Origin of the sequence: Gemmiger qucibialis (assembly GCF_027689445.1) — a bacterium.
In the GTDB taxonomy this organism is placed as follows: Bacteria; Bacillota; Clostridia; order Oscillospirales; family Ruminococcaceae; genus Gemmiger; species Gemmiger qucibialis.
In genome coordinates this window covers 116792-133951 of the sequence record NZ_JAQFEN010000004.1, presented here as the reverse complement: position 1 = coordinate 133951, position 17160 = coordinate 116792, and the positions used below count along the sequence as shown (strand labels likewise).

Here is a 17160-nt window from a genome sequence, read left to right as displayed (position 1 = left end):
AGAAACATGAAAATGACCAAAATGACCGCCCTGCTGCTGGCCGCCGCTATGGCACTGACAGCCTGCGGCAGCACCGCTGCTACCAGCAGTACCGCAGCCAGCGAGGCTGCTTCCGTAGAGGCTACCGCAGCCCCGGAAGCCACTGCTGCACCGGAAGAACCTGCCGCCGAAACGGCGGTTACCTACCCGCTGACCGTTACCGACCAGCTGGGCCGCGAAGTTACCATTGAGGAAGAACCCAAAACCCTTGCCAGCGGCTACTACATTTCCACCAGCCTGCTGATTGCGCTGGGCGTGCAGAACGAGCTGGTTGGCGTGGAAGCCAAAGCCGACAAACGCAACATCTACAGCCTGTCCGCCCCGGAGATCCAGTCCCTGCCCAGCATTGGCACCGCCAAAGAGTTTGACCTGGAAGGCTGCGCTGCGCTGGCCCCGGATCTTGTCATCGTGCCCGCCAAGCTCAAGGATTCCATCCCCCAGATGGAGGAAATGGGCCTGACCGTGCTGGCTGTTAAGCCGGAAAACCAGGCCGACCTGTTCGACGCGATCGAGCTGCTGGCACAGGCAACCAACACCACCGCCCGCGGCGAGGAGCTGGAAATGGCCATTGACAGCAACCTGGCCGCCCTGGCCGAAGCCGTTGCCGGCACCGATGCCCCCAGCGTTTACCTGGCAGGCAACAGCTCCGTGTTGGAAACCGCAGGCCCCGCCATGTATCAAAACACGATGATCGAAAACGCCAACGGCACAAACGCCGCCGCCAGCGTGGAAGATACCTACTGGGCCGAAGTTTCCTATGAGCAGATCCTGGATTGGAACCCCGATTACATCATTCTGGCATCCGATACTGAATATGACGTTGATTCTGTTCTGAACGATGCCGCCCTGGCGGACTGCACCGCCGTCAAGGAGAGGCATGTTTACCAGCTGCCCCACGCTGTTGAGGCTGTGGATTCCCCCGTGCCGGCCAGCTTCCTTGGCAGTGTTTATCTTGCCAGCGTGCTGCACCCGGAGCAGGTGACCGAGGAGTATTACCACGCCGCTGCCGATGAATTCTATGGTAGCTTCTATGGCTTTACCCCCGAATCTTATGAATAATAACCGCAAACGCACGGCGCTGTGCCTTCTGGGCGCAACGCTCTGCGTTTTTATGGCCTTTGGTGCGGCACTTTATTTCGGCCGTTATCCCATAACCCTGCAGGCACTGCTGGCGGGGGACGCTATGGCAGTGCGCACCTTTACGGTACTGCGCCTGCCCCGTGCCGTGATGGCGCTGGCGGGCGGGTTCGGTCTTGGCGTGGCGGGCTTTGTGTACCAGACTGTTTTCCGCAATCCACTGGCAAGCCCGGATATCATTGGGGTATCGTCGGGGGCCAGCGTTGGCGCGGCATTTGCCATCTTGTTTGTCTCTTCGGGCACGCTGGGCACCACGGTATGCGCCTTTGCGGGCGGGCTGGCAGCGGTGTTTCTCTCGCTTGGCTTGGCGGCCGCCGCGCCGGGGCGCAGCAAGATGAACCTGGTGCTGGCGGGCATTGCCGTACATGCGCTGGCGCAAACTCTTTTGATGTTGCTAAAGCTGACCGCTGACCCGGAAAAAGAGCTGGCCAGCATTGAATATTGGATCATGGGCAGCCTGGCGGGGGTAACGCAAAGCCGGGTGTGGTTCCCCGTTCCAATGGTTATTTCCTGCTGCGCCGTAATTTTTGCTTTGCACCGTCAGGCGATGCTTTTATCCGTGGAAGAGGATGAAGCGCGGCTGCTGGGGGTTCCGGTGGGGCGGATGCGTTTTCTGCTGCTGACATTGGCAACGCTGGTGGTGGCCGCGGTTGTCAGCGTGACTGGGCTGATCAGCTTTGTCGGGCTGCTGGCCCCCCACTGTGCGCGGCTGCTGGCGGGGCACAACCGCCGCTCCACCAGCCTGCTCAGCGGGCTGGTGGGCAGCACGTTGCTGCTGGCGGCGGATACCATTGCCAAAACGGTGGCGGCAACCGAACTGCCGGTCAGTATCTTCACCTCGCTGCTGGGTGTTCCGTTTTTGCTCTACCTTATTATAAAGCCGGGGAGGGAGACGCGGTAATGTTCACTGTGGAGAATCTGGCCGTCCGTCTTGGCGATCAGAACATCCTGCAAAATGTTCATTTTACGATAGATACCCCCGGCCAGCTGGTGGGAATATTGGGGGTGAACGGCAGCGGAAAAACCACCCTGCTGCGCGCAGTGGCCGGGCTTTTGCCCCATACGGGGTGCTGCCTGATGGATGGTGTGCCGCTGAAAAGCCTTTCTACCAGGTGTCTGGCACAAACGGTCAGTTACATCCCGCAGCAAAGCGGAATTTCGGTGTCCATGTCTGCACGGGAAGTTGTGCTGATGGGCTGCAACCCCCGCCTTGGCGTGCTGCAAAGCCCCACCGCTGCCATGTGTGCGGCAGCGGAAGAAGCCCTGCGCACGGTAGGCCTGGCGGATAAAGCCGAGCAGGACTACCTGACGCTGAGCGGCGGCGAACGCCAGCTCTGTATTCTGGCACGTACCTTTGTGGAGGATGCGCCTTTGCTGCTACTGGATGAACCGGACAGCGCCCTGGACCTTGCCAACCGCAGCCATATGGCGGCGCTGCTGGCAGAATTTGTGCATGCAAGCGGCAAAACAGCGCTGATCTGCCTGCACGACCCCATGCTGATGCTGGACTGGTGCGATACGCTGATCGTGCTGCAAAACGGGCAGGTTGGAGCCATGCTGTACCCCAGAACCGACCCGGTTGAAGCGCTGCAATCCGCGCTGGCAGCAGTATACGGCCCGCTGGAACTGGTGCCCGTGACCGACCGCACGGGCCGGGTGCGGCTGGCGCTGCTGCCGTTGTGAGGAAAGAAAAATGAAACCGAAGATTCATGTGATGCTCTGCGATGATATCGGCGAGCGCTTTTTTGGCGAAGGCCCCTGCCGCCTGCTGCACCGGATTGAAGAGACCGGCTCACTGCGGGCGGCGGCACAGGCTATGGGGCTTTCTTACTCCAAAGCGCTGCGCATGGTCAAGCGGGCGGAAAAAGAATTGGGCTTTGCGCTGACCCGCAAAACCATTGGCGGGCGCGGCGGCGGGGGCAGCACCCTGACGGATGAAGCCCGCAATTTTATGGAAAGGTATGAGGCTTACCGTGATGCCTGTGTACAGACTGACCGCGAGCTCTATTATAAGTTCTTTCCGGGTGAGCGGTAAGCGCCACCTGCTGTTGACCGGCGGGCGCGGTACGGGAAAAACCACCCTGCTGCGTGCGCTGGTGCCATTGCTTTGCCCCGGGGCACAGGAAATTACCACAGCAGCGTACCCTGCGGACCGTGTGGAAATTCGAGAAAGTGTGGGCGGAAAAATAGCGGTGATCGGCCGCTTTGACCCGGCACTGCCCCCAGGCGAAAACCGGATGCGCCCCGTGGCGGACGGCTTTTTGCTGCTGGGAGTACCCGCCCTGCACCGCATGGCGGCAGGGGAGAGCGAATGGGCGGTGCTGGATGAACTCGGTTACCTGGAAAATAGCTGCCCCGAATTCCGGCAGGCAGTGGAAGCGCTGCTGGATGCAAAGCGCGTTCTCGCTATTGTGCGTAAGCAGGATACCCCATTTTTAACCGCACTGTGCGCCCGGCAGGATGCCTTTGTGGTGGATTTGGACGATCCCGCGCCCGCTCTCGGCTGCGTGGTCATGGCGTCCGGGCTGGGGCGGCGGTTTGGCGGAAACAAGCTGATGGCGGATTTTTGCGGTGCACCGCTGATCGCCAATGCGCTGGCTCTAGCCGCCCTGCCGCTGCTGGCCTGCCGCATTGTCGTGACCCGCTCGGAAGAGGTTGAGGCGCTCTGTAACGCGCAGGGCGTCCCCGTTCTGCGCCACGCGCAGCCCTACCGCAGCGATACGGTTCGGCTGGGGCTGGCGGCATTGCTGGGAAAAGAGCCCGCTTTGCGCGGCTGCCTGTTTCTGCCGGGGGACCAGCCGCTGCTCACGCAGCAAAGTGTGGAAGCACTGGCGCTGGCAGCGGCCCCCGATGCCATTGTGCGGCTGTGCGCTGCCGAAGGCACCCCCGGCAGCCCAGTGCTGTTCGGCGCGGATTATTTTTCGGAGCTGCTTCACCTGCCGGATGGCCGCGGCGGCAATGCCGTTGCACGGGCCCACCCCGGTTCCGTCTGCCTTGTGTCCGCCCGGAACGATGCCGAACTGAGGGATGTGGATACGCGGGAGGACCTGAACCAGTTGCGTCAGCTGACAAACAGATAAAAATACCGTGCAGTTCAAAAAGCTGCACGGTATTTTTTATTTCATCACCTATTATATGATTGTAAACTGGCAGGCCCGCATGGCATCCAGCGCGGTCTGGTGGCTCTGGGGCGTTACCCCGGCGCAGCAGTCCGACAAAACTTCGATCTTTGTTTCCGGGAAAGCTGCACGCAGTACCATGGCGTTGCTAATCACGCAGATATCGGTGCAGTAGCCATAAATAACAATTTTTTCAATATCTTCAACAGCCTTGTTGTGTGCCATCAGTTCATCCAGAATCTCACTGGGCAGCATATAACTGCCGAACGTGGGTTTGTCCACAATGTGGCACACTTCCGGTTCGGTGTCCGCCATGACGTTTTCCAGTTCGGGCGCAAAATTCCAGCCATCCTCACCCTCAATGCAGTGCTCGATCGGCAGGCTGCGGCCCTCCCGCGTGGTCAGGTAGTTGTCCTGGTGGGTATCGCGGGTAAAGAACATCCAGTGCCCAGCCTGCGCGTGTGCCCGCGCGGTCTCTGCCAGGTGCGCCACATTGGCCTGCGCCTGTGTGTTGGCCAGTGCCCCGGTAATAAAATCTTTCTGCACATCAATCACAAGATCAAGGGTGATTTTTTTGTCATTCATAGCATTTGCTCCCTGTCCACAGTATTTTCTCCAAGGTGTCTTTACACCTTAGTATACAGCATTTCTTTGCCGCCGTAAAGATTTTCGTTCTTGTTAAAGCAGCAGAATGATACGGCAAAACGGGAACCGACAGGTGAGCGCTGCATGATCTCTGATACATCGTCCGCGTTGTCCAGCCGCCCACTGCATCCACTGCAGGGTCCATCAAAAGCATAATGCTGATGGTGACGAAGCCAGCGCAGCCTGTGCAGCGGCGCACGCCAGCTTTTCTGGCGGCATTCTGGCAGACGGCATTGACCTGCGCGATATGAACCGGAAACGCAAAGCCAGATTGACGCCACAAAAGTAATGATCCAGCAGACTTCCGATCGTATTGTACAGTATCAAAATGAGATGAAAATCTTGATACTGTATTGTTCTGTCTCTCCTCTATATTTCGCTAAACAGAGCTTTAGCGAAATTACGTGTTTGGCTTAAACATTCTGCCCATCGCCCCATTCCTATCTCTAAATCTCCTTAAATCACTTAAAGATTCTCCCGGTACCATGTGCGGCAATGCCTTCAGGCTGCTTATAACTTTATAACCGTATTGAGGGTGAGGATGGCTGGAATTTTGCGCCCGATGCACTTCATGCCAGCGCTTTTTGCTTATGTGTGATAAAGAAGTAATATTCAAGCGAGATTTCCCGCTTGCGGCGGCTGCGTATGCTCCGGGCTGCGTCTATGGCAGCGTGGCGAATAACGGTCTTGCAAAAGGCATCGTGTGTATGCCGGATATGTTCTTGATACTTTTCGTGTTCGGTCATGGAAAATCCCCCTTTCTGAATAATGGCAGAGGGCGGCAGCATTTTATGCTGTCGCCCTCTTGATTACCGAACAGCAAAGACGGGCGGGGCTGTCAACGGCGGCACATTTGCGCCGTTCATCTTGACCGTTGACTGGCTCGGCTGGATTTGCTATTTATTTCCTCACCATTCCTGTGTCTTGGCTTCCTTCCGGATTTTCATTATCTGTATTTGATATATACTGCCAGGAATTACAGAAACCAACGCAAAAATACCAAAGATTATAGATTGCTTTGTAACTGCGAATAGTGCAAACATGAGCAGTAGAAATAGCCACGGATTGCGTAAGTTGCGATAATATTTTTCTTTATCGTCATAAGAGGTATGGAGTTCAAAAGGCTTTCCATCATTTGCTTTTTCCACAATCAAGATTTCTCGATTAAAAGTTGTTGTGTTTGTCGCAATACGACCGCCCCTTTCTGCCCATGGGCGCCAACGAACTTTTCCAACAGAATAGTTTAGATTGATATTTTTAAAAAACACCTTATATCCCATATCCTCCAAAAAATTAGCATAATCTATTGAACTCTCTTTTGATTTTTCTCCGATAAACTCTACACAATAGGTCACTTCATCGGGCTTGCATTTTTCAAATTCGTATAACAGTTTTCCTGTCCGAACAAGTCGATAACCCTTTTCAGACATTTTGTTTAGCCATTTTTCCTGCGTATTTAGCAATCCGCAAAAAAAGCGATAACATTTTTTACTCATACTGCACCTCCAATAATTTCACTTGCAATGCTTACAAGTTCATTTAGTCTTGCAAGCTCTTTTTCTGCAATTTCTTTTCCCTGTGCTGTAATGTGGTATTCTTTTTTTCTTCCCTCACTATCTCCATAAGGTTCAATCCACTTCTTGTCCTGCAAAGAGTTTAATGCTCCATATAAAGTGCCTGCGCCTAACGAAAGCCGCCCGCCCGTTTTTTCTTCAACAAACTGCATAACGGCGTATCCGTGTTTTGGTGTATAAAGAGAGAGTAAAATATAAAAGGTCACTTCTGTAAGTGCGCCACTTTTTGCATTGTCTCTCATAGTCCAGCCTCCTTATTACGGTTACTGTAATAAATATATCACTAACCGTAATATAAGTCAAGCAGATTCAAGGAAATTATTTAAGGGGCATGAAAATGGAGCAGCAACATTTTCGTGTTACTGCTCCACTTTGATACAGAATAGTAGGGTACGCTGTTCTCAATTTGTGTTGTTGCTTCTTTACCGTATATGAGCATTGTGACGGGGGTTAACATTCTGCTGTGGACCGTGGGTTCCAGCATGGTTTCCGGCAGCCATTCTTTCGTGGTGCTGCTCTTTACCGCCACATTAGTTTTGACTAACCCGATGAAATCGTTCTATCACACTATAAATGAATATGCCATCCATTCTGCACCGGGGAAACGGTAATTTTTCTGCAATATGCAGCCCCCTACGGTATAGGGAAAGCAGAACGCCCCGCAAATCTGTACTGCCGCAGCACAGGCCTGCTGTTTTCTATCTGATACGGAAATACCAAAACTCCCCCCGAACAGGTGCGGGAATCGGGGATGCAGAACAAAAATGTTTTTGCATAGAGGACATATCGGGAAAGATTCTGCGCCTTTTGACTTTGCAGTGCCTGCCGCCATCCTGGCTTCCTGTGCCATGGATAGCCGATTTTTACGCTTTTATTATCGGAGGAGTCTTTACCGTTAAACTGTATATATATTCAAGCTTTTGCGTTATATATACGGTTTTGGCGGGCTTGCATACGCCGTTTCCACTTCCTGTATTATGTGTATTTCATTCAAGGACAGATATTTTGCTCTGTTGTTCCTCACCTCTACTATTTTGCTGCGTTTCCATTGCCTTTTTGCGTTTTGGTCTGTGTTTCGGCCATCTCGTTGTGGCCGTTATGCTTTTTCGCGCCGTGTTTCACTTGATGAGTTGGGCATCCCTTTGGGCTTATGTATGTTCTCCGTCCGCCTCCATTCGTCTCACTTTTCCTTTTTCCGCACATAAACAGTCCACCACATCCCCTTGTACGCTGCTTGTTCCCCTGCCATTCCGCAGTGATCCCACGATTTTGCGCCGGAAGCGCTTTCCCACGTTCCAGCGGCAGAGCATTGCGCTTTGTTTCAACCATCACAGCGATTCACTAGAGCGTTAAACCGTTAAACCACCCATACAAAGCCCGCCCCGCTGGAATTTCCAGCTTTCCGGGTCGGCAATACTGCATTCATTCCCATATTTTCTCTTTTTTTGTTCTCATCGCAAGGACACATTTGCTTTGTTCATCGCTTTTTCCCTCATAATCTATGGTCTTGTTCTACATATTTTTTCACCGTCGCTGTTTGTTTTGTATGCAAATCGGATATTTTTATAAAGGTGAAAAAAATATGAATAAAAATCGATGACAACCGCAAGTTGCCGCTATATAATAAGATAATTATAAGGCGGCTGGATTGTCAGTCTGTACCGCCGCCAGGAACAACGCATGTGCACACTATGGCCACAGAGCAGCCGTCGGGGCGCCATTCCCTGTGCGGCGGCCGTGCACACGAAAGAAGGAAAACGTAATGGTTAAATTTATCCTGAAGCGCATCGGAACCATGATCATTGCCATGTTCATGATCATTCTGATCACCTTCACCCTGATGCACTCCATTCCCGGTGGCCCGTTCACCAACACCAAGGGCGTGCCGGAAGAGGTTACCCAGGCCATGGAAGCCAAGTACGGCCTGGACCAGCCCATGCCGGTGCAGTTTGTCAAATATCTGGGCAGCCTGCTGCATGGCGATTTCGGTCCTTCCTATAAATATACCGGCAAAACCGTCAACGATTTTATTGCCACCGGTGCGCCGGTATCCGCCAAGCTGGGCCTTGTCACCCTGGTGTTTGTGCTGCTTACCTCCATCCCCATGGGCATACTGGCCGCGCTGAAAAACGGCAAATGGCAGGATATGCTGCTGATGGCCATTGCCACCATCGGCGTTACCATTCCGTCTTTCGTGATCGCCTCTGTGCTGATCTATGTATTCTCCTTTAAGCTGAACGTACTGCCTACCTTCGGCCTGGACAGCTGGAAGAGCTACATCCTGCCCGTCATCGCCATGGGCGGCTATTCCGTCAGCTACCTGGCGCGCCTGATGCGCTCCAGCCTGCTGGAAGTTATGGGCCAGGATTACATCCGCACCGCCCGCGCCAAGGGCCTGACCGAGTTCGCCGTTGTTACCAAGCATGCCCTGCGCAATGCGCTGATCCCCGTCATCACGGTGCTTGGCCCCACGGTGGCTGGCCTTTTGACCGGCAGCTTTGTTGTAGAAAAGATCTTCGCCATTCCCGGCATTGGCTATTACTTTGTAAACAGCGTGACCCAGCGCGACTACACCACCATCATGGGCGTTACCATTTTCTTTGCTGCGTTCCTGATGGCAATGGTGCTTTTGGTCGATATTTTCTACTGCCTGATCGACCCCAGAATCAAGTTTGACGCGTAATGTTGAGGAAAGGTGAAAACACTTATGGCAGATTTAACCGCACAGAACAAGTGGGAACCGCTTGCTACCGATAACAGCGACCGTGAAAAAATCTGGTCCAAAAGCCGCACCTTTGCAGGTGACGTCTGGTTCCGTTTCCGCCGCAAGCCGACGGCCATCGCCGGTTTTGTAATTATTATCGCCCTGATGCTTTTTGCATTGGCCGGCCCTCTGTTTACCCCGTATGATTACTCCGTGCAGAATCTGGAAGTTGTCAACGTTCCGCCGGTCATGAAGGTTTACCAGATCCCCAACGGCGACTACCTGTACATTACCACCGCCCTGAAAGTCATCTCCGTTACCCCGGACGGCAAACTGAGCGGCCAGTTGCGCAAGGTGCGCGATGAATCCGATAAATCCATGACCATCTTTGATGCCGACGGCACCGAGGTTGCCCTGTATTACGGCGGCAGCCCCTATGTCATTGCCGATGAAGCCACCGGCAGCATCTACCCGTCCAAGACGATGTTGAACAAATCCTACATCCTTGGCACTGACGCCCTGGGCCGCGATGTGCTGACCCGCCTGATGTACGGCACCCGCATTTCCATGCTGGTTGCCTTGATGGCTGCGTTCGTCAACCTCATCATCGGCATTCTGTACGGCGGTATTTCCGGTTACCTGGGCGGCACCGTGGATATGATCATGATGCGTATTGTGGATATTATCTCCACCATTCCCCTGACGCTGTATGTTATCCTGATCATGCAGGTGCTGGGTGCCGGTATCCAGAGCATCATTGTTGCCTTGGGCAGCGTGTACTGGGTGGATATGGCCCGTGTTGTGCGCGGCCAGATCCTGAGCCTGAAGCAGCAGGAATTCGTTCTTGCCGCCAAGACCATTGGTTCCTCTGCCACAACGATTCTGTTTGACCACCTGATTCCCAACGCGCTCGGCTCCATCCTTGTTACCATTACCATGCTCATCCCCTCTGCCATCTTTATGGAGGCTTTCCTGGGTTATTTGGGCATCGGCCTGCAGCCCCCGCTGGCCAGCCTTGGCACCATGTGCAACGATGCATCTGCCAACCTGCGCACCAGCCCGCACGAGCTGTTGATCCCTGCTTTGATGATTTGTGTGATCATGTTTGCCTTTAACTTTGTCGGTGATGGTTTGCGTGATGCACTGGACCCGAAGCTGAAGAAGTAAGGAGAGCAAAATGAGCGAGACGATTTTGAAGGTAGAGGATCTGAAAACCTCCTTTATGACTTCCTCCGGCGAAGTGCAGGCTGTGCGCGGCGTCAGCTTTGAAGTGCATAAGGGCGAGATCCTTGGTATCGTTGGTGAATCCGGCAGCGGCAAAAGCGTTACTTCCATGTCCATCCTGCGCCTGCTGGCCGATACTGCCCGCATTAAAAACGGCAAAATTGAATTTGAAGGCACCGACCTGACCAAAGTCAGCGATAAGCAGATGCGCGAAATCCGCGGCCAGAAGATCGCCATGGTGTTTCAGGACCCCATGTCCAGCCTGAATCCGCTGATTCCCGTTGGCAAACAGGTTGCCGAAATGATCCATGTACACCACCCGGAGATGAAGCGCGACGAGCTGCAGGCTGCCACGCTGGAGCTGTTCCGCGAAGTACGGATTCCCGAAGCCGAAAAGCGGCTGAAATCCTACCCGCATGAATTTTCCGGCGGTATGCGCCAGCGCGTCATGATCGCCATGGCGCTGGCCAACCACCCCGACCTGTTGATTGCGGACGAGCCCACCACTGCCCTGGATGTGACCATCCAGCACCAGATTTTGAAACAGATGCGCTCCCTGCAGGAGGAATACGGCACCAGCATCATCTTTATCACCCATGACCTGGGCGTTGTGGCTGAGCTGTGCGACCGCGTTGTTGTTCTGTACGGCGGCCTTGTGATGGAGGAAGCGGAGATCAACGATCTGTTTGAAAACCCGCTGCACCCCTACACCATGGGCCTGCTGGCCTCCATCCCCGGCCTGACCAAGGATAAGAGCGAGCGCTTGCAGTCCATCCCCGGCAGCCCGCCGGATATGACCAAGCCCCCTAAGGGCTGCCCGTTTGCTTCCCGCTGCCAGTTTGCGCGCAACATCTGCGCAGCCGAGTGCCCGCCGTTTGTCCAGGTTGGCAGCCGTCAGGCACGCTGCTGGCTGCTGCAGCCGGACGCCCCGGCCGAGGGCAATCCTCTGCATGAAAAACTGGCAGAAGCCGAAAGGAAGGCACACTAATGGAACAGCCCATTCTTCAGGTAGAGCACCTGACAAAATTCTTTTCTGTCGGCCCGCACGCGGAAGTTCATGCAGTAGATGACGTCAACTTTACGCTGCGCCGCGGCCGCACCTTTGGCCTGGTTGGCGAGTCTGGCTGCGGCAAAAGCAGCTGCGCACGCACCATCATCCGCATTTATGAGCCTTCGCAGGGCAAGATCATCTTCAACGGGCAGGATATCGCCCACCTCAAGCCCCGCCAGATGCAGCCGGTGCGCCGCAACATGCAGATGATCTTCCAGGATCCGTATGCTTCGCTGAACGCCCGCATGACGGTGCGCGATATCATTGCCGAGCCGCTGAAAGCCCACCATGTTTGCAAAAGCAAGCAGGAAGTTGACGAAAAAGTCTTTGCCATGCTGAACCGCGTTGGCCTGACGGCAGAACACGCCGGACGGTATGCCCACGAGTTTTCCGGCGGCCAGCGCCAGCGCGTCGGCATTGCCCGCGCCCTGGTGCTGAACCCCGCGCTGGTCATCTGTGATGAGCCCATCTCCGCACTGGACGTTTCCATTCAGGCGCAGGTCGTCAACCTGCTGCGTGACTACCAGCAGGCCGAAGGTACCTCTTACCTGTTTATCGCCCACGACCTTTCGATGGTGCGTTACGTTTCGGATGATATCGGCGTGATGTACCTGGGCCAGCTGGTGGAAAGCAGCGATTCCGAAGAGATCTACAAAAACCCGCTGCACCCCTACACCAAGGGCTTGCTGAGCTGCATTCCCATCGCGGACCCCAAGCTGGCCCGCGCCCATGCGAGCGCCGGTGTGGAGGGCGATCTGCCCAGCCCGGTCAACCCGAAACCCGGCTGCCGGTTCTGTGGCCGCTGCCCCTATGCAAAGCCCATTTGCAGCGAGCAGACCCCGGCCATGAAGGAAGCCGCACCCGGCCATTTTGTGGCCTGCCACCTGTATTAAGCCTTTTTATTTTGGTTTCTCCGCTTCTTGTTCCGGCAGCCTGCCGCAAACGGGTACCGGCGGCCAAAGCGGGATATGCAACACAGTGCTGTTCCGTTTTGGCTCCACTGCCCGGTTTGCTGCGCCCTGCCGGTGCAAAGGAACGGCAAACATACATTATTTTTTTCGAGGGGGATACACATGAAAAAGAAAGTCATCAGTGCCGCTCTTGCCGGCACGCTGGCGGTCTCCTTGCTCAGCGCCTGCGGCGCTTCCAATGAGCCCCAGAACATCTCCGATGTTTCTTCTGCTGCCAGCAGCGAAGCAACTTCCACCACCGCTTCCTCCGAGTCTACCGGTGATGCCGCCCAGGAACTGACCTTTGTTCTGAGCAACATTCCCGACGGCCTGGATCCGAGCGTGACCAACAACTCCTTCGCACAGTATGTTCTGATCAACTGCTTCGAAGGCCTTGTTACCTATGACAGCACCGGCACCCTGGTTCCCGGCAACGCTGAAAGCTGGGATATCAGCGACGACGGCCTGACCTACACCTTCCACCTGCGCGACGGCCTGAAGTGGAGCGATGGCAGCGACCTGACCGCTGAAGATTACGTTTACACCATTCAGCGCGTTCTGACCCCGGCTACCGCCGCACAGTACGTCAGCATGGCTACCGATTACATCAAGAATGCTCAGGAGTATTACGACGGCACCGCCACCGCTGACGACCTGGGCGTGAAGGCTCTGGACGACAAGACCCTGGAGATCACCCTGATCCAGCCCACCTCCTATTTCATCGACATCCTGAGCATGTGGACCTTCTCCCCTGTTCAGAAAGCCACCGTTGAAGCCAACGGCGACAAGTGGTCCACCGAAGCAGATACCTATATCTGCAACGGCCCCTTCAAGATCGCCAGCATGAGCATGAACGAAAACGTCATTCTGGAAAAGAACGAGAACTACTGGGATGCTGAGAATGTCTCCCTGCAGAAGGTCACCTTCCGCTACGTTCTGGATCAGGCAACTGCTCTGACCGCTTACGAGTCCGGCGAGGTTGACGGCGTTGCCAGCATTCCTTCCTCTGACTTTGCCCGCCTGAAGGCCGAGAATGCCGGTGTGCAGACCAGCCCCAGCTACGGCACTGTTTACTATGACTTCAACTGCTCTGCCGAGCCTGTGAACAACGTTCTGGTCCGCAAGGCAATCTGCCTGGCCATCGACCGTCAGTCCATCATCGACAACGTTGTGCAGGTCGATGCACAGCCCGCTTACAGCTTCCTGGCCCCCGGCTACTCTGTTGATGGCAAGGATATCACCGAAGGCCGCGAAAGCTTTGGCCTGTCCGCTACCGCTGACGTTGAGGGCGCCCAGGCTGCCTTGGCAGAGGCTGGCTACCCCAACGGCGAAGGCTTCCCCACTCTGACCCTGAGCTACTACGACAACGACACCGTCAAGAAGGTCGTTGAAGCTATGGCTGAAATGCTGAAGAACAACCTGAACATCAATGTTGAAGTTTCCTCCAACGAGTGGAGCATCTTCTATGACGACGTTCAGAAAGGCAACTATCAGGTTGCTGCCATGGGCTGGAGCGCTGACTACGTGAACCCCATGAGCTTCCTGCCCCTGTGCAAGACCGGCGATTCTTCCAACAACCTGTTCTATTCCAACGCCGATTATGACGCTCTGGTTGAGCAGGTCAAGGCTGAGAACGATCCGGCCAAGGCTGCTGAGCTGACCCTGCAGGCTGACGCTATCGTTTCCAACGATTACGCTGTTCTGCCCCTGTACTACAAGTCCAACAACTACCTGATGCATGACAACATCAGCGGTTTCTACATGACTGCTTCCGGCAACCTGTTCTTCAAGGATGTGAAGGTCGGCTAATGCGCTGCACGATTGAAACCAGGGACTTTGGTACTATGGTTTTTACGCTGTACCCGGAATATGCCCCCCTCACCGTGGCAAACTTTGTGAAAACTGCACGCAGCGGTTTTTATGATGGTTTGTGTTGGTGCCGCATCGTTAAGGATTATGTCATTCAGGGCGGTTCGCCGGACAATGACATCATGACGGACAGTGATTGGCATATTAAGGGCGAGTTTACGGAAAATGGCGTCAACAACCCGCTCAAGCATATCCGCGGTGCCCTTTCTATGGCGCGCGATGATGACTTTGATACCGCCGGCACGCAGTTCTTTGTTGTTCACAAGGATGCTGCCAAGCTGGACGGCCGTTACGCCGCCTTTGGCGAAATGGAGAGCGGTTTTGATGTGCTGGACGCCATTGCCAACCAGCCCACTTACGGCCCTGAAACCTGGAACAAGCCCAAACAGATGCCTGTCATCACCAAAATCACGATCGAAGATTGATGGTTTTGGCTGACCGGCTGAACTGAACCACAACACCCCCTGCACCGGAAAGCATTGTGCTTTTGGTGCAGGGGGTGCTTTTGTGCTGTCTGTTGTTCGGTTGCCGTTCGCCATCATTTGTACATGAATTTCCGGAATATTTTTCGTCCGTGCGTTCTCTATGGCAACACCGCACAATTCCCGCCTAGCGGCTTAAGCACCGCTTCGGCGGCTGCGGCACGGCATCTGCGTTGCCAAAATGCTCGATAATATCGGGTAGCGGTACCCGCATCGTGCTTCGGGGGCAAAAGCCCCTCGCACTCTGCGACCGCTGCCCCTGCTTCGGTTCGCTGTTTCCGCCACTGGCGGTGCTCACCTTTGCAGCATCCAGTATTATCGAGCATTTTGGCTTAGCATCTGCCGCACCTCGCTCGCCGTATCGGCACTTAGAATTATGCGGTATTGCCTTTATAGTTCCACCACGTGCCGCACACGCCTTCCAGCACGCTGCCGCAAGCCCAGGGCATCAGCGCAAACCATGTGCTGGCAAGACTGCCGTCGGGGTAGGTCTGCACCAGCAGGCCCTCGCAGTGGCAGAAACGCTCGGACATCCAGCCCGCGCGGCCGTAGTCGTACTCGCGGTCAAAGGTGTTGAAGGTCTGCAGCGACCAGCCCACCGTATCCTTTAAACGGGATTCAATATAGGCATCGGGGCGGCAGCGCAGATAGTAGAACATCTCGTCGGCAACTGTGCAGGACATGGGGTGAATGTGCGGGTTGGCCACCGAAGTGATGCTGCCGCCGCAGCTCGACCAGCCGAGACGGGACAGCGGCGGGACCTGTACGGGCACATTGTAGCAGAATTTAAAGCTGTACTCATAGCACAGTGCGTCCCGCAGGTGGTCGAGGTAGACGGCCTTGCCCGTCAACTCGTGCAGCAGCCGCGCGACGCGGATGTAGGCCAGCACACCCTCGCTGTCCACGGCTTTGCTGGTATCCGGCGGGCCGCCGTAACACTCAGCACGACGGATAAAGGCGTCGTAGTAGTGTACCTCGCTGCGCTCCATGGCGGGCAGGTCGGCGGTGTCGCCCGTCAGCTGCATCAGCGCAGCCTCAGCGGCCAAGCACCAGGCGCTGCCCAGGGAATCGTATTCCAACCCTGCGCCCGTTTGCTCCGACAGGGTAAACGGGTACTCGCCGTCGCCGTTGCGTGCCGCCGCCAGCCGTGGCACCACGCCCTGCACAAAGGCGAGCCAGTCGGGGTGGTCGATGCCGCGGGCGGCTTCGAGCCGATAGGCTTTTAGGATATAATAAAGCGTCTGTCCGACCAGATAGCCGGAATGCCCGCCCGTGTACATGCCGTCGAACCACCAGCCCCGACAGCTCCAGCCGTTTTCGGCGTCCCAGGTCTCGTTGGGCAGGCCGCAGCGCGGGTCCAAAGAGTTCTGCACAATATTGTCGATGCAGGCAAGGGCCGCAGCGCGGATCGTCTTATCCCCCAGGCGGTGCGCCGCCTGCAGGCAGGGCACGGCGGCGGACAGGCCGTTGGTCCAGCTGATGGAGAAGATCTTGTTCTGCTCATAGCTGCCGTCCGAGCGCTCTTTGGTGATGCCGACATAGTTTTTATCGTCGGGCAGCCAAGCGTCGCGGGTAACGGCCCCGGCCAGCAGCTCTGCCGCGTGGGATGGGGTCGTGCCGGGGCGCGGCGGCGTGTGCCACAGCCCATAGACGGCCTCCAGCGCCGCGTACAGCGTGCGCTCGCCATCCACTGCGACAAAATCATAGAGGTACAGCGGGAAGGCAACGCTCTCCCCCGCCGCCAGCGTCAAGCAGTTTTCACCCATCGGGGCGCGGGGCTTGATGTTGTGGGACTGCACAAACAGCCAGGGCGCGTTTTCGTACCCCAGCGTGTAGCCGACACTGCCCGTGTTCAGTGAGCAGGTAAAGCCTGCAAACTGTGCGAACGTTCCCGCCCTGCCGGGCTGCCAGGGTTGCAGCACGCCGTTTTGGCGCACGAAATATGGCGCAGCCGAGAGCCCATACCACCGTCCGCCGTCCAGCAGGAAGGCTGCGGGGTGGCTGAGGCGATCAGCGCGGACCATCCACCAAGGCGATGCAGGAAACTCCGGTGTACCTGCCCGCAGCCTTGGGTAGCGGTTGTCAACGCGGATCGGGGCCTCGCCGCGATTGCGGCCGTAGAGGAATCCGGGCAAGAAAAAACGCGGTGCATCGTAAGCAACGCAGAGTTCCAGCTTAACAACGCCGCGCCATGGGGCGGCGGCGTTGTTGGTCAGCGTCACCTGCCAGACCGCCGGATCGGCCAAAGTCGAAACGCCGTGGTCATAGGCAAAGTCCAGCGTCAGCGGCGTTTCAGCCAGCGGGCGGTAGTCCTCATCGTCCGCCGACCGGGCCGTGCAGACAAATTGCATCATCATAGGATTCTC

Annotated in this window: 16 protein-coding genes and 1 pseudogene; 11 read left to right on the top strand and 6 right to left on the bottom strand. The window is 55.9% G+C overall.

Annotated elements, in window-relative coordinates; translation table 11 throughout:
- Positions 1 to 6 precede the first annotated feature (6 nt).
- From PG062_RS08550 to PG062_RS08530, 5 genes are read left to right on the top strand one after another with little or no spacing between them, the layout of a single operon-like run.
- On the top strand, positions 7 to 1098 hold the full coding sequence (locus PG062_RS08550; protein WP_270751956.1) for an ABC transporter substrate-binding protein: 1092 nt from the start codon (positions 7 to 9) through the stop codon (positions 1096 to 1098).
- Positions 1070 to 2077: a FecCD family ABC transporter permease gene (locus PG062_RS08545; protein ID WP_270751955.1), complete on the top strand. Its 1008-nt coding sequence runs from the start codon at positions 1070 to 1072 to the stop codon at positions 2075 to 2077. The genes PG062_RS08550 and PG062_RS08545 overlap by 29 nt, the downstream gene beginning before the upstream one ends.
- The gene (locus PG062_RS08540; RefSeq protein ID WP_270751954.1) at positions 2077 to 2859 is read left to right on the top strand and encodes an ABC transporter ATP-binding protein; all 783 of its coding nucleotides are present in this window, start codon (positions 2077 to 2079) and stop codon (positions 2857 to 2859) included. Before PG062_RS08545 ends, PG062_RS08540 begins: the two co-directional genes overlap by 1 nt.
- 10 nt (positions 2860 to 2869) lie before the next feature.
- Entirely contained in the window at positions 2870 to 3211 is a 342-nt protein-coding gene (locus PG062_RS08535) for a winged helix-turn-helix domain-containing protein (protein WP_113998629.1), read from the top strand.
- Positions 3201 to 4256, top strand: coding sequence for an NTP transferase domain-containing protein (locus tag PG062_RS08530; RefSeq protein ID WP_270751953.1), 1056 nt, complete (start codon positions 3201 to 3203; stop codon positions 4254 to 4256). Before PG062_RS08535 ends, PG062_RS08530 begins: the two co-directional genes overlap by 11 nt.
- Positions 4257 to 4307: 51 nt before the next feature.
- On the opposite strand, the gene PG062_RS08525 is transcribed toward PG062_RS08530, so the two are convergent.
- From PG062_RS08525 to PG062_RS08505, 5 genes and pseudogenes are all read right to left on the bottom strand, one after another.
- Positions 4308 to 4880 carry a cysteine hydrolase family protein gene (locus PG062_RS08525; RefSeq protein ID WP_270751952.1) on the bottom strand — a complete coding sequence of 191 codons (573 nt, stop codon included), beginning with the start codon at positions 4878 to 4880 and terminating at the stop codon, positions 4308 to 4310.
- 668 nt (positions 4881 to 5548) lie between these two features.
- A pseudogene (locus PG062_RS08520) lies at positions 5549 to 5728 on the bottom strand (sigma-70 family RNA polymerase sigma factor); the annotation flags it as partial.
- Between the two features lie 120 nt (positions 5729 to 5848).
- Positions 5849 to 6436, bottom strand: a complete 588-nt coding sequence (locus PG062_RS08515) for a DUF2812 domain-containing protein (RefSeq protein ID WP_270751951.1) — start codon at positions 6434 to 6436, stop codon at positions 5849 to 5851.
- Positions 6433 to 6756 (bottom strand): PadR family transcriptional regulator, encoded by a 324-nt coding sequence (locus tag PG062_RS08510; RefSeq protein WP_005927798.1) that lies wholly within the window; start codon positions 6754 to 6756, stop codon positions 6433 to 6435. Before PG062_RS08510 ends, PG062_RS08515 begins: the two co-directional genes overlap by 4 nt.
- 320 nt (positions 6757 to 7076) lie before the next feature.
- Complete coding sequence (locus PG062_RS08505; RefSeq protein WP_270751949.1) at positions 7077 to 7364, bottom strand: hypothetical protein; 288 nt, start codon at positions 7362 to 7364, stop codon at positions 7077 to 7079.
- 912 nt (positions 7365 to 8276) lie between these two features.
- On the opposite strand from PG062_RS08505, the gene PG062_RS08500 reads away from it, so the two are divergent.
- From PG062_RS08500 to PG062_RS08475, 6 genes are all read left to right on the top strand, one after another.
- Positions 8277 to 9197: an ABC transporter permease gene (locus tag PG062_RS08500; protein ID WP_270751948.1), complete on the top strand. Its 921-nt coding sequence runs from the start codon at positions 8277 to 8279 to the stop codon at positions 9195 to 9197.
- Positions 9198 to 9221: 24 nt separating this feature from the next.
- On the top strand, positions 9222 to 10385 hold the full coding sequence (locus PG062_RS08495) for an ABC transporter permease (protein ID WP_270751947.1): 1164 nt from the start codon (positions 9222 to 9224) through the stop codon (positions 10383 to 10385).
- A gap of 10 nt (positions 10386 to 10395) precedes the next feature.
- Positions 10396 to 11430, top strand: a complete 1035-nt coding sequence (locus PG062_RS08490; protein WP_113998623.1) for an ABC transporter ATP-binding protein — start codon at positions 10396 to 10398, stop codon at positions 11428 to 11430.
- Positions 11430 to 12386, top strand: coding sequence for an ABC transporter ATP-binding protein (locus tag PG062_RS08485; protein ID WP_113998622.1), 957 nt, complete (start codon positions 11430 to 11432; stop codon positions 12384 to 12386). Before PG062_RS08490 ends, PG062_RS08485 begins: the two co-directional genes overlap by 1 nt.
- A gap of 180 nt (positions 12387 to 12566) precedes the next feature.
- Positions 12567 to 14252, top strand: coding sequence for a peptide ABC transporter substrate-binding protein (locus PG062_RS08480; RefSeq protein WP_113998621.1), 1686 nt, complete (start codon positions 12567 to 12569; stop codon positions 14250 to 14252).
- A complete protein-coding gene (locus tag PG062_RS08475) occupies positions 14252 to 14737 on the top strand; it encodes a peptidylprolyl isomerase (protein ID WP_113998620.1) in 486 nt (161 codons plus the stop codon). The genes PG062_RS08480 and PG062_RS08475 overlap by 1 nt, the downstream gene beginning before the upstream one ends.
- 431 nt (positions 14738 to 15168) lie before the next feature.
- On the opposite strand, the gene PG062_RS08470 is transcribed toward PG062_RS08475, so the two are convergent.
- A complete protein-coding gene (locus tag PG062_RS08470) occupies positions 15169 to 17151 on the bottom strand; it encodes a hypothetical protein (RefSeq protein ID WP_270751945.1) in 1983 nt (660 codons plus the stop codon).
- Positions 17152 to 17160 lie beyond the last annotated feature (9 nt).

Excerpts from the sequence above, each read along its gene's own strand:
- PG062_RS08470 (WP_270751945.1), bottom strand. The coding sequence starts at position 17,151 with ATGATGATGCAATTTGTCTGCACGGCCCGGTCGGCGGACGATGAGGAC.
- PG062_RS08500 (WP_270751948.1), top strand. The coding sequence starts at position 8,277 with ATGGTTAAATTTATCCTGAAGCGCATCGGAACCATGATCATTGCCATG.
- PG062_RS08535 (WP_113998629.1), top strand. The coding sequence starts at position 2,870 with ATGAAACCGAAGATTCATGTGATGCTCTGCGATGATATCGGCGAGCGC.
- PG062_RS08510 (WP_005927798.1), bottom strand. The coding sequence starts at position 6,756 with ATGAGAGACAATGCAAAAAGTGGCGCACTTACAGAAGTGACCTTTTAT.
- PG062_RS08485 (WP_113998622.1), top strand. The coding sequence starts at position 11,430 with ATGGAACAGCCCATTCTTCAGGTAGAGCACCTGACAAAATTCTTTTCT.
- PG062_RS08515 (WP_270751951.1), bottom strand. The coding sequence starts at position 6,436 with ATGAGTAAAAAATGTTATCGCTTTTTTTGCGGATTGCTAAATACGCAG.
- PG062_RS08525 (WP_270751952.1), bottom strand. The coding sequence starts at position 4,880 with ATGAATGACAAAAAAATCACCCTTGATCTTGTGATTGATGTGCAGAAA.
- PG062_RS08475 (WP_113998620.1), top strand. The coding sequence starts at position 14,252 with ATGCGCTGCACGATTGAAACCAGGGACTTTGGTACTATGGTTTTTACG.
- PG062_RS08545 (WP_270751955.1), top strand. The coding sequence starts at position 1,070 with ATGGCTTTACCCCCGAATCTTATGAATAATAACCGCAAACGCACGGCG.
- PG062_RS08490 (WP_113998623.1), top strand. The coding sequence starts at position 10,396 with ATGAGCGAGACGATTTTGAAGGTAGAGGATCTGAAAACCTCCTTTATG.
- PG062_RS08505 (WP_270751949.1), bottom strand. The coding sequence starts at position 7,364 with ATGGCACAGGAAGCCAGGATGGCGGCAGGCACTGCAAAGTCAAAAGGC.
- PG062_RS08550 (WP_270751956.1), top strand. The coding sequence starts at position 7 with ATGAAAATGACCAAAATGACCGCCCTGCTGCTGGCCGCCGCTATGGCA.
- PG062_RS08540 (WP_270751954.1), top strand. The coding sequence starts at position 2,077 with ATGTTCACTGTGGAGAATCTGGCCGTCCGTCTTGGCGATCAGAACATC.
- PG062_RS08480 (WP_113998621.1), top strand. The coding sequence starts at position 12,567 with ATGAAAAAGAAAGTCATCAGTGCCGCTCTTGCCGGCACGCTGGCGGTC.
- PG062_RS08495 (WP_270751947.1), top strand. The coding sequence starts at position 9,222 with ATGGCAGATTTAACCGCACAGAACAAGTGGGAACCGCTTGCTACCGAT.